At 68.5% G+C, this 9,985-nt stretch carries 11 protein-coding genes; 8 read left to right on the top strand and 3 right to left on the bottom strand.

Translation table 11 applies throughout. The annotated features are described in order from the left end of the window. Both WA805_RS13865 and WA805_RS13860 read left to right on the top strand, forming a co-directional pair. Positions 1-419 (top strand): Clp protease N-terminal domain-containing protein (locus WA805_RS13865; protein WP_425242536.1); only part of this gene is annotated, 419 nt, incomplete at its 5' end. Positions 420-766: 347 nt separating this feature from the next. Further along, complete coding sequence (locus WA805_RS13860; RefSeq protein WP_422290189.1) at positions 767-1,525, top strand: class I SAM-dependent methyltransferase; 759 nt, start codon at positions 767-769, stop codon at positions 1,523-1,525. Between the two features lie 278 nt (positions 1,526-1,803). On the opposite strand, the gene WA805_RS13855 is transcribed toward WA805_RS13860, so the two are convergent. Further along, positions 1,804-2,202 (bottom strand): DUF5655 domain-containing protein, encoded by a 399-nt coding sequence (locus tag WA805_RS13855; protein ID WP_422290190.1) that lies wholly within the window; start codon positions 2,200-2,202, stop codon positions 1,804-1,806. 253 nt (positions 2,203-2,455) lie between these two features. Here WA805_RS13855 and WA805_RS13850 point away from each other — a divergent pair, with 253 nt between their 5' ends. After that, positions 2,456-2,527 carry a hypothetical protein gene (locus WA805_RS13850; protein WP_422290196.1) on the top strand — a complete coding sequence of 24 codons (72 nt, stop codon included), beginning with the start codon at positions 2,456-2,458 and terminating at the stop codon, positions 2,525-2,527. A gap of 403 nt (positions 2,528-2,930) precedes the next feature. Here WA805_RS13850 and WA805_RS13845 read toward each other — a convergent pair whose 3' ends face one another. Beyond that, positions 2,931-3,119, bottom strand: coding sequence for a DUF4242 domain-containing protein (locus WA805_RS13845; RefSeq protein WP_422290191.1), 189 nt, complete (start codon positions 3,117-3,119; stop codon positions 2,931-2,933). Positions 3,120-3,434: 315 nt separating this feature from the next. On the opposite strand from WA805_RS13845, the gene WA805_RS13840 reads away from it, so the two are divergent. From WA805_RS13840 to WA805_RS13820, 5 genes are all read left to right on the top strand, one after another. Further along, the gene (locus WA805_RS13840; RefSeq protein WP_422290192.1) at positions 3,435-3,641 is read left to right on the top strand and encodes a hypothetical protein; all 207 of its coding nucleotides are present in this window, start codon (positions 3,435-3,437) and stop codon (positions 3,639-3,641) included. Then, a complete protein-coding gene (locus WA805_RS13835) occupies positions 3,638-4,726 on the top strand; it encodes a sigma-70 family RNA polymerase sigma factor (RefSeq protein WP_422290193.1) in 1,089 nt (362 codons plus the stop codon). Before WA805_RS13840 ends, WA805_RS13835 begins: the two co-directional genes overlap by 4 nt. Before the next feature lie 998 nt (positions 4,727-5,724). Continuing rightward, positions 5,725-7,137: a chloride channel protein gene (locus tag WA805_RS13830; protein ID WP_422273985.1), complete on the top strand. Its 1,413-nt coding sequence runs from the start codon at positions 5,725-5,727 to the stop codon at positions 7,135-7,137. 4 nt (positions 7,138-7,141) lie between these two features. Beyond that, positions 7,142-8,053, top strand: coding sequence for a YhjD/YihY/BrkB family envelope integrity protein (locus tag WA805_RS13825; RefSeq protein WP_422338246.1), 912 nt, complete (start codon positions 7,142-7,144; stop codon positions 8,051-8,053). Positions 8,054-8,821: 768 nt separating this feature from the next. After that, positions 8,822-9,235: an SHOCT domain-containing protein gene (locus tag WA805_RS13820; protein WP_422273979.1), complete on the top strand. Its 414-nt coding sequence runs from the start codon at positions 8,822-8,824 to the stop codon at positions 9,233-9,235. 165 nt (positions 9,236-9,400) lie between these two features. Here WA805_RS13820 and WA805_RS13815 read toward each other — a convergent pair. Next, a partial coding sequence (locus WA805_RS13815) for a response regulator transcription factor (RefSeq protein WP_425242535.1) occupies positions 9,401-9,985 on the bottom strand: 585 nt, incomplete at its 5' end.

The following is a 9,985-nucleotide window of genomic DNA, read 5'->3' as shown; positions in this document are numbered from 1 at the left end:
GCACCGATCACATCCTGCTCGCATTGCTTGAAGATCCCTCGGTCGAAGCCGTGCTGGGCGCGAGCCTGCAGCCAGCTCGCCAGGCCCTCGACTCGCTCGATCGCGAAGCCTTGGGCGCCCTGGGCCTGGGTTCCGGCGCGGACGCTCCCGCGCTGCCGATGCGCGCCGTGCCAAAGAAGCCGAGGATCAGAGACGTCGCTAAAAAAGATCGCTTCCGCATGACGCCCGCAGCAAAGAAAGTGCTGGAGGAAGCGTACAAGCCCAAGGGTCATCGGAAGCTCCAGGTCACCGGCCCCGAGGTGCTGGCCCAGATCCTCGCTCTCCAGCCACCAGATCCCGCGGCGGTGCTGCTGGGCGCTCTCGGCGTGAACACGTCGGAGGTTCGGCGCCGATTGGATGCGGTCACGCCCGACAGCTGAGTCCCCAGCGACATTCACGACTTCGAGCGAAGGTGGGTGGAGAAGTCCGCAGCCGTCCTACCCCTCGGGTAGCCCAAAACGTGCGCTTCTTCGGGCCCTGCGGGTAGCACCATGGCATCGTACCGGGCGTAGCAACTCCTGCTAGCACCCAAGCCCCCGGCGGTGTCGTCCCGGCGTACATAATCACTCCCGGGACCCGCCAGCGAGAGACTCACCACGTCGCGACAGGCCGATCGTATTCGGCAGGCTGGCTTGTATGCAGGGATGGAGATCGGATCACGCTCAGTGACTGGGGTTAGCCTGTGGCCAGCGCGCAGGTAGCCGGTGTTCCTGGCAGACTGGGCCTCGTGGCTGACCCCTACCATGGCCTCGCCGCTGACTACGACTGGATCTTCGACGACAGCGAGCTGGCCGGCGGAGCCGCGATCAGCCAGCCCGCGACGGCGCGCCTGCTGCAGCGGATCGGCCCGGGCGGCGACGTGCTCGACGCTGCCTGCGGGACCGGGATCGACGCGGCGGTGCTCGCCCGCCGGGGCTTCAGCGTGCGGGCGGCCGACGGGAGCCAGGCTATGGTCGAGGTCGCGGCGACGCGGTTCCGGCGGGAAGGGCTGGCGATCGCGGTCCAGCGCTGTTTGTGGGCGGACCTGCCCGCCGCCATCGACGGGCGGTTCGACGTCGTGCTGTGCACCGGCAACGCGCTGGTGCACGCCGCTGGCCGCGACACGATGGTCCGGGCGCTTACCGGGCTGCGGCGGATGGCACGTCCCGGCGGGCACGTGGTGATCGATTCCCGTAACTGGGAGAAGCTCCATGCCGAGCGCCGGATCGTGCAGGTGATGAACAGGGTAAGGATGTGCGGCGGGCGTAGGTGCGTCGTGCTCTACGCCTGGGAGGTGCCGGATCGCTTCGACCAGGAGCACATCGCTCACCTGGTGTTCCTGTTCGAAGACGGCGACCGGGTCGAGCCGCACGAATACCGGCTCTCGTTCCGCCCGTTCACGTTCAGGGATTTGCATGAACGACTCAAGCTCGCGGGATTGCGGGAAGCCGACACCGACTATGGCGAGGCCGCCGACCGTTACGCCGTGATCGCGGTGGCGACCTGACCGGCGCCACCCGGACTTCCGCTGCTGCTCCTGTGCAGCGCCGTGCGCACCCAGCGGCGCCGGCGGCCGGCCCGTCTGACGGACTCCGCCGAAGGCCGGGACCCGCCGTTGCTGATCCAGTCCGGTGGACTCAGGTTCCGTAATCGGAAGCGGGCAGGGCAAGAGCGCGTCGCCGCCGTTCTGCTCCGGTCTGGCACACGGGCTCGGGCAACTGCGGGCAGTGCATAGCCGGCAGATCTGCGCCCGTGTATCGCCATCGGCGAATTCGCCCCCGCCGATCACGGGGCTAGCGTCGGGTGCGGCCGCGGGCCCAGATGCGCGCCGTTGCCCACCTGGTAGGCCTCGTGAATCCAGCCGGCGAACTCGTCGTCAAGCTCGCCGGGCGCACGGATGCGGAACTGGTGAACGTACAGTCGTCCGGTATACGGGCTGGACCTGGTGATGCGGGGATCGTCCACGCGCCGCTGCAGGTCCAGGTATCCGCTGAGCGCGCGGTTACCCGGCCTGGCTCCGGCGAAGCCGCGGCGGGCACCCTTCAAGGTAATCGCGCTCTTCGCCACCGAATAGGTAAATGGGCCGCACGCGCCGGCCAGCTCAATGAACCGGTGATACAACGCGACGATTTCCGGCGGCCTGCCGGACAGGTGCCGCTCAACTGTCCACTCGGCGTCGGCCATAGCGCCAGGCTACCGAGGGCAATTGCCACTGGGTGCCTGGGCTAGTGACAGGCTCTGGCCGACCAGCAGCACGACGGGCGGCTGTGCCGGCTCAGTGTCCGCGAGCGCGGAACGCTCTTCGGCGGCTCGCGGCGATCGAGGTGCCCGGCAGCGCTGTTGACCTTGACCCTGGGGGGAAGCTGCACAGTTGTGACGGCCGGGCACCCGCCCGGATCGAGGGAGCTGTTATGGGCCTGACGGGGCATCAGGGGAGTTGGCCCGGCTGTCGCGGCTGTCACCGAAGGCGCTGCGCCTGTACGACGAGCTAGGACTGCTGCAGCGATGAAATTTCTGTTCGACCCTCCGGGCTCGTAGCAGGTGGCACTCGGACCGTCGTAGGGCGTTGGCGAGGCGGCGATGCGGGAGGCTGGTCAGGTGCCGCGGGGCGCAGGGAGGTGAGCAGGCGGCGCCCTGCGGCCGCGAGCCGAGGTGCGGCATGCTCGAGCTTGTGCGTTCGCGCGTGGCGGGCGGCGCGGGCCAGTGCGCCTTGCTGGGCCTGGCTGCGCAGCTCGGCGGCCCGGGCCGTGGCCAGGTAGTGGCTGATGGTGGGGTGCATGGCGGTCTCCTTGTCGTGTGTGGATGGTGGTGCTGGGGAGACTTGATGACGCGCAGCGCGCATCGTGGCCGATGGGTCGAAGTGCTGGCGGCTGCCCAGGGTGTGCTCACGTCGACATCGGCATAACCGATGGCTACTCGCCCGCGAGAGGTGTCTCTCCGGTCGTCGGATCGATCAGCGCTCGGACGAGCGCGACGTGGTCTGCGGGAAATCCGCCGCGGCGGACGTGCTCGCGGATGGTTTCGGCGTTGTCGGCGAGGTACAGACAGTAGATCTTGTCGTCGGTGACGAAGCTGTGAATCCATTGCGCTTGCGGTGCCATGCTGGCGAGATCCTTCTAATAGATACCGGCCGCCCGCGAACCGCGGACGCGCCCGGCGGGCCCTGTCCCCGCTCCTGGATGTGGTGATCCGGTGAAAGGCCGCAATCCATCGCTCGCCACGAAAGCTGGGCTTAGCGCAGGCTCCACGCTGCTCGGGCTTGGATGGCGGCTGGGGCGGCGGTCCGTGACGGACAATGAGCGGCTGGTCCGGACGGTCTGGGCACACCCTCGCGGCCGGGATCTCGCTCACCGATTCTGCTGCGGCGGCGATGGATTCCGGCCAGAGCGCGGATCACAAGTAAGGTGACTATGCATATGTCCAGTCCCAGGCCCGCCGTCGTTCACCTGGAGCTCCACACCGGTGATCACGCACGGGCGAGCGCGTTCTACGCGAAACTCTTGTGCTGGCGCCAGGAGCTGATCGAGGCCGGGTCCGGGTCCTACCTCGCGCTCGGCCTGGGAGGCGGTGCCATTTCGGCGCCGCAGTGCGCCGAGCTCGCTATCAGGCAGCCAAAACCATGACGACCGAGCCTGAACACGGGACGAAAGCCGCTCGCATGGCGCTGACCGCGACTGAGGAGCGAGAGCTGCTCGAGGCCGCCCGGCGGAGCGACGACGACGCCTTCGGCCGGCTCGCCGGACCGTACCGCGGCGAACTGCACGCCCACTGCTACCGGATGCTTGGCTCGGCCGCAGACGCAGAAGATGCACTGCAGGAGACGCTGCTGCGCGCCTGGCGCGCCCTGCCGAGCTTCGAGGGCCGGAGCTCCGTCCGTTCCTGGCTCTATAAGATCGCGACAAACGTGTGCCTCAGGGCGATCGAGCGGCGGCCCACGCGAGTGCTTCCGGTTGACTACGCGCCCGCCGCCGACCCCCACGACAACCCCGCCGAGCCAGTGGCCGATGCGGTATGGCTCGAACCCTACCCGGATGAGCGGCTCGGGCTCGGCAGCGGCCTGGCCAGCCCGGAGGCCCGTTATGAGCAGCGCGAGGGCGTCGAGCTCGCCTTCATCGCGGCACTCCAGCACCTGCCCGCGCGACAGCGCGCCGTGCTGATACTCCGCGACGTACTCGGGTTCTCAGCCCGCGAAACCGCCACTGCGCTCGAAACCACACCAGTCTCGGTCGACAGCGCCCTGCAGCGCGCCCACAAGACAGTAGACAAACGACTGCCAGAGCGAAGCCAGCAGGCGACGCTGCGCTCACTGAACAACGGCGCGCTGAGACTCGTAGCGCAGCGCTACGTCACCGCCTGGGAGCGCAACGACGTCGACGCGGTCGTTGCCATGCTCGCCGAAGACGCGAAGCTGACGATGCCGCCCGTACCCACCTGGTACCGCGGCCGCGAACAGGTCGCCATCTACCTCGGCGGCGGGCCACTTGCAGGGACGAGACACTGGCGCCTCATCCCCGCTCGCGCGAACGGGCAGCTCGCCTTCGGCCGCTACGCCTGGAACGACAAGACACAGACCTTCATGCCGCGCGCCATCGACGTGCTCACCCTGCACGGCGCGCAGATCCAGGAGATCACCGCCTTCGTCACCCCAGACGCCTTCCGCGGCTTTGACCTCCCCGCCATCCTCGATGAATCGGGAACCAACTCGTAGACGCGCCGCTCGCGAGCCAGTCGGCGCCATCCGCTCGATGTCAGATGTCAATGTGATGACGCCCGGGGCGGTGTGACCGGTGGTCGGCTCGCGGAAGCCGCAGACCCGGAACCCAACGGTCCGAGCCGGCGAGGGGGACCGGAGGTTGATCACCAAGCAAGGATCATGAACCCAGCTGTGAGCGTGCTGGCGCCACTGAGGCCCTGCAGGCCCTGGGGGACGGCGTCGGCGGGCTCGCCTTCTCGTGTCAGGCGGACGGGCCGCGAGCGGGGAAGAACAGGACTGCGGGCCTCGGCGGTGGACGTCGTCTTTTGCTGATTATCCGTTCCGGGTGAAGCCCGATCCCAGCGGCGGGACGTAGCGTCGTGTCATCTGCCGGGTCACCGCAGGTGGCCCGCGGGTTGCTCTCAGGCCAGCACCTCCTGGCAGAAGAGCTGCTTGGACGCGGGCAAGCCAGGCCGACCGGATTTGACGGGCGGTTGCGGCTCACCGCGGCAAGACAAGCGGCAACCGGGCCCAGCGCGACAGACCGGAAGGAATGAGATGTTCGGATCCCGCAGGGTCGCACGGCGGACGTCGCGGCGTACCGCGCGCCGCGTCTCCCGTCGCCGGTCAGCCCGGCCGCGAGCCCGTTCCTGGGCTGAGCGGCTGCCACCGCGGCGTCCGCCGTCCGTGAGGCCAAGAGCCACGGTATCGGGGGCCTGACGCCGCGATGGCGCCGGAAAGGAGTGGTCATGACAGTGACGGCTGGCAGGAAGCCTGGCGCGCGGGCATCTCGTCCACGTCCGGCGCGGGCCGCAACGGTGCAACAACTGAGCCGCGCGGACCGGGTGGCGCGGGGGAAGGATGCCAGGGCGGTGGCCCCGCTGGAGTCGCATGCCGAGTTTCACCCGGCCGGGTCGCGGGATCCGGTCGGGTTGCCGGCGGGGCAGGCGGAGTCGCGGGTGCCGGAAGGACGGCACAGTTGAAGCCACCACCGAGATCTGAGACGGCACCCGGTGACTGAGGCGGCTGCTGCCCCGGCCGATCCGGGTGCGACGATGCGGAGCAAGAGCTACCGCGTCTTGCTCATCTTCGCCGCGCTGATCGGCGTGCTGGTCTCGTTCGTCTCCTGGTGCTTCCTGGAGCTGGTCCACTGGATCCAGCAAGAGGTATACGAGACCCTGCCCAGCGGGCTGGGGTTGCACCCCGTCCCCTGGTGGTGGCCGCTGCCGGTGCTGGCCGTCGCCGGCGTGCTGGCGGCGATCGCGATCGTGCGGCTGCCCGGCCACGGCGGCCACATCCCGTATGAGGGAATCAAGGCCGGGACCGCCCAGCCGGCCGAGCTGCCCGGCATCCTGCTGGCCGCGCTGGCCACTCTCGGCCTCGGCCTCGTGCTGGGACCGGAGGCCCCGCTCATCGCCCTCGGCGCCGGCCTGGCGGTCCTGGCCGTGCGGCAGGTGAAAAAAGACACCCCCAGCCAGGTCATGGCGGTGCTCGCCGCGAGCGCGGCGTTCGCCGCGATCGCCACCATCTTCGGCTCGCCGGTCATCGGCGCGATCATCTTGATCGAGGCCGCCGGGCTTGGCGGGCCGATGCTGCCGCTGGTGCTGCTGCCGGGCCTGATGTCCGCCGGGATCGGCTCGGTCATCTTCATCGGCATGGGCCACTGGACCGGGCTCAGCTCCAGCGCCTACGCGCTGAGCCCGTTCTCGCTGCCCGCATTCTCCACCCTCACCGCCGCGGATTTCGGCTGGGCGATCGTGCTCGCGTTCGCAGCCGCCCTGGCCACGTTCGCGATCATCGATGGCGCACGCAGGTCGGCCACTCTCACGGCCAGGCAGCCATGGCTGCTGATACCAGTCAGCGCCCTGGCGGTCGGCGGCCTGGCGATCGGGTTCGCCCAGATCACCCACCAGCCAGCGGATGTCGTGCTGTTCTCTGGCCAGGACGCCTTCAGCTCCGTGATCAAACAGGGCCCCACCCTGGCCTTGTCCACCCTGGCATTCCTGCTGCTGTTCAAGGGCGCGGCCTGGAGCATCTCGCTGGGCAACTTCCGCGGCGGCCCGACATTCCCGGCCGTGTTCCTCGGCGCCGCCGCCGGATTGCTCGCCGCCCACCTGCCAGGGTTCTCCGAGACACCCGCCGTGGCCGTGCTGATGGCCGCCACCGCCGTGTCGGTCCTCCGGCTCCCGCTGTCAGCAACCGTCATCGCCCTGCTGCTGACCTCCAAAGCCGGAATCGCCACCGCCCCGCTGATCATCGTCGCCGTCGTGGTCGCCTACATCACCACCCAGACGCTATCCTCGACCCGCCCGCCCGCGCCCACCACGGCCACCGTGCCAGCCGCGCAACCCCAGCCCGCCGCACCCGCACCGCCGCAACCGCAGACCACGGCGACGGTCCGAAGGCCCGCAGTGGACAAGCCGTAGGCCAGTGGCGTCCGTCGGCCACGACGGGGAATCGCCGGGAGCCGCCGCGAACGGCGGGCACGGCGTTCGCCACCGTGTCCGGCATGGCATCGAGGTCGGCAAGGGGAAGTATGCCGGCTCATCGGCTGAGCATCTGTGGCGCCGGCTGGACGCGATGGATTTCATCAACCGGGGCATACTCTTCGCGGCCACGCTGCTGTTGTGCTTCTTCCCGTTCCTGATCGTGGCCAATGCCCTGGCCGGCCGGTCGGCGGCCAGCGGGCTGGCGCGGCACCTGGGCCTGAACCAGCAGGCCGCTGCTGACGTCGGCGCCCTGTTCACCTCCTCGGCTGCCACCTCCAGCGCCGTCACCGGGACCGCCTGGGTGTTTTTCATCCTGGGCGGTATCGCTGCTGCGGCGGCGATTCAGGAGCTGTACGAGCGGGCCTTCGAGTTGGACCGCCGGGGGGCCAGGGACATGCTCCGCGGGCTGATCTGGTTGGCCGCGCTGGTGGGCTGCTCAGTCCTGGCAGGCTGGGCCGGCCCCGGGCTGCGCGGCGCGGGCGGCCCGGTACTGCTCGCGGTCATCGGCCTGGTGGTGTTCACCGGCTTTTGGTGGTTCACGATCTGGTTCCTGCTGGCAGGACGGATCTCTTGGCGGGACCTGTTCCCGGCCGCAGTCGCCACGGCCGTCTTCTGGCTGGGCATGGAGGCAGTCTTCTCGGTCTTCTTCTCCAGTACGGTGATTTCGGATGACAAGAAGTACGGGCCGATCGGTGTTGTCTTTGCCCTGATGTCCTGGCTGATCGCGATCGGGGTGGTGATCATCCTGGGCGCGGTGGTCGGCATCGTATGGCAGGAGCGGAACCTGTCCTTCAGGGCTGCCCTCAAGAAAATGCGGCGGGACCGGAGCGCGCCGCGAACCACGAGATCCTGACCAGCCGCCGAGCGATCCGGGCACGCTTTGCACACCGATGATCAGCGGCCGGAACCGACTAACCCGGGGGCTGGCCGCCTTGCTGGCCACTCAGCGGGGTTACCAGACTTACGTCCTGGATCGGGTCACCGGGGAGGCCGCAAACCCAAGATGGCATTTCCGTGCCACGGGAATGACTCATCGGCCATCACCAGGCTACGCGGCACGCTGGCCGTGGAGTCGGCATCGCTGGACGCATCCGGGCTGCTGGCGGAGTAGCCGAGCACCTCCGGCCCGAATCTGACGGTTCCATGCAGGGCCCGCGCATAGGGGTCAAGCAGCAGCTTGGCAGGATTGCAGGCCACACTGTTTTCATAAGGGCCTGGAAGCAATACGTGATCATCCCAGTGGGTAAATAACTCCGATTGCGCCCTAATGACTCATCTGCCTTTATGAACGGGAGGTGAATACAAAAAAGATAGTCATCTGCGTCGGCCTCGCCCTCGCCATCGCGGAGGTTCTGACGCGCTCGGCCTGCATTGGGATCGCCGATGCCGGTGGCGGGCAGGTCACAGATGACGCGGGCGTTATCGGCATCCGCGCACCCGATAAACATGGCCTGGTCCTGCGTACGGCGCAGTTTCATGGCTGGCACGGGGCTGCGGTCATTTCTTACCCGCGCTGGGTGATGCCTCTGATTCGCCCCTACGCGGATACTGAGCCTGCGCTGGGCGCAGGACCCATTAGCCGGCCGCTACCGGCGACCTCACTGTCGCAAAAGGAGACACCATGCCGCTCGCCTCAAGCTCCTACTCCTATCCGCTTCTGGACGCGTTCTGGACGATCTTCATCATCTTCCTGTGGGTGATCTGGATCTGGATCCTGGTCTGGGTATTCATCGACATCTTCCGCAGCCAGGACCTGTCCGGCTGGGCCAAAGCCCTTTGGTTCCTGTTCGTGCTGTTCATCCCACTCATCGGCGTCGTGGTGTACCTGATCGCCCGCGGCGGCTCGATGAACGAGCGGGCCGCGCAGCAGGCCCAACAGCAGGACCAGGAGTTCCGCAGCTACGTCCAGCAGGCCGCGGCGGACTCACCGGCCAACACCGCGGACCAGCTGGCCAAGTTGGCCGACCTCCGCGACCGGGGCGTTATCTCCGCTCAGGAGTTCGAGCACGAGAAGGCCAAGGTCCTGGCGGCCTGACCCGGCTGGCGCACTTGTGCCTGCGTGGGCGCCGCCCGGCCGCGGTGCGCAGGTGGCGCAGCACCGCTGGCCGGAGGGCGCTTTCCGTGACGGGGACTCCTCGGGAGTCCCACATTTCTCAGAGGAAGGCTGAGGCGGCGCGCAGCAGCCGTGGGCGGGGTGAGATCAGATCAGGTTAAGCTGCCGGGCCCGGCGGACCGCCTCGCCGCGGTGAGAGGCCGCCAGCTTGCGGTAGCTGCTCTTGAGGTGTGCCTTGACCGTGTTAATGGAGATGCACATCTCGCTGGCGATCTCAGCGGTATTCAGCATGCCTGACACGTGCCGCAGTACCTCCAGTTCGCGTTCGGTGGGCGGCTCGACCACCAGAACCGTGGCTTCCGGGGGCAAGCCTGACCCGCCCTGGGGCTGATCATGGCGCGGGGCCGATGGGAACAGACGCCGGTGGATGCTGGCCAGTTCAGGATCACGCCGCAGTACCGGCCCAATCCAGCCCTGCTCCAACACGAACGGCAGCCTCAGCTGCTCACGTTCGGCCAGCCGCAGCGCGTGCACGAGCGACCGGCAGCCTCGCGCACGGTCGCCGCTGTAGTAGCTAAGTCGGGCGTCAGCCAGGCACGCTTGCACGCGCACCCGTTCAGGCTCCCCGCTCCGGGCCGCTAGTGCGGATGCGAGCGCCAGCCTTGCGTTCTTGCCGTCCCCGGCGGCCAGCCATGCGTGCACGAGCGTGGCCGCCGCCTCTGGCGAGCTATC

The organism is Trebonia sp. (assembly GCF_049794275.1).
Taxonomy (GTDB): Bacteria; Actinomycetota; Actinomycetes; order Streptosporangiales; family Streptosporangiaceae; genus Trebonia.
This window is presented reverse-complemented; position numbering and strand designations above follow the sequence as displayed.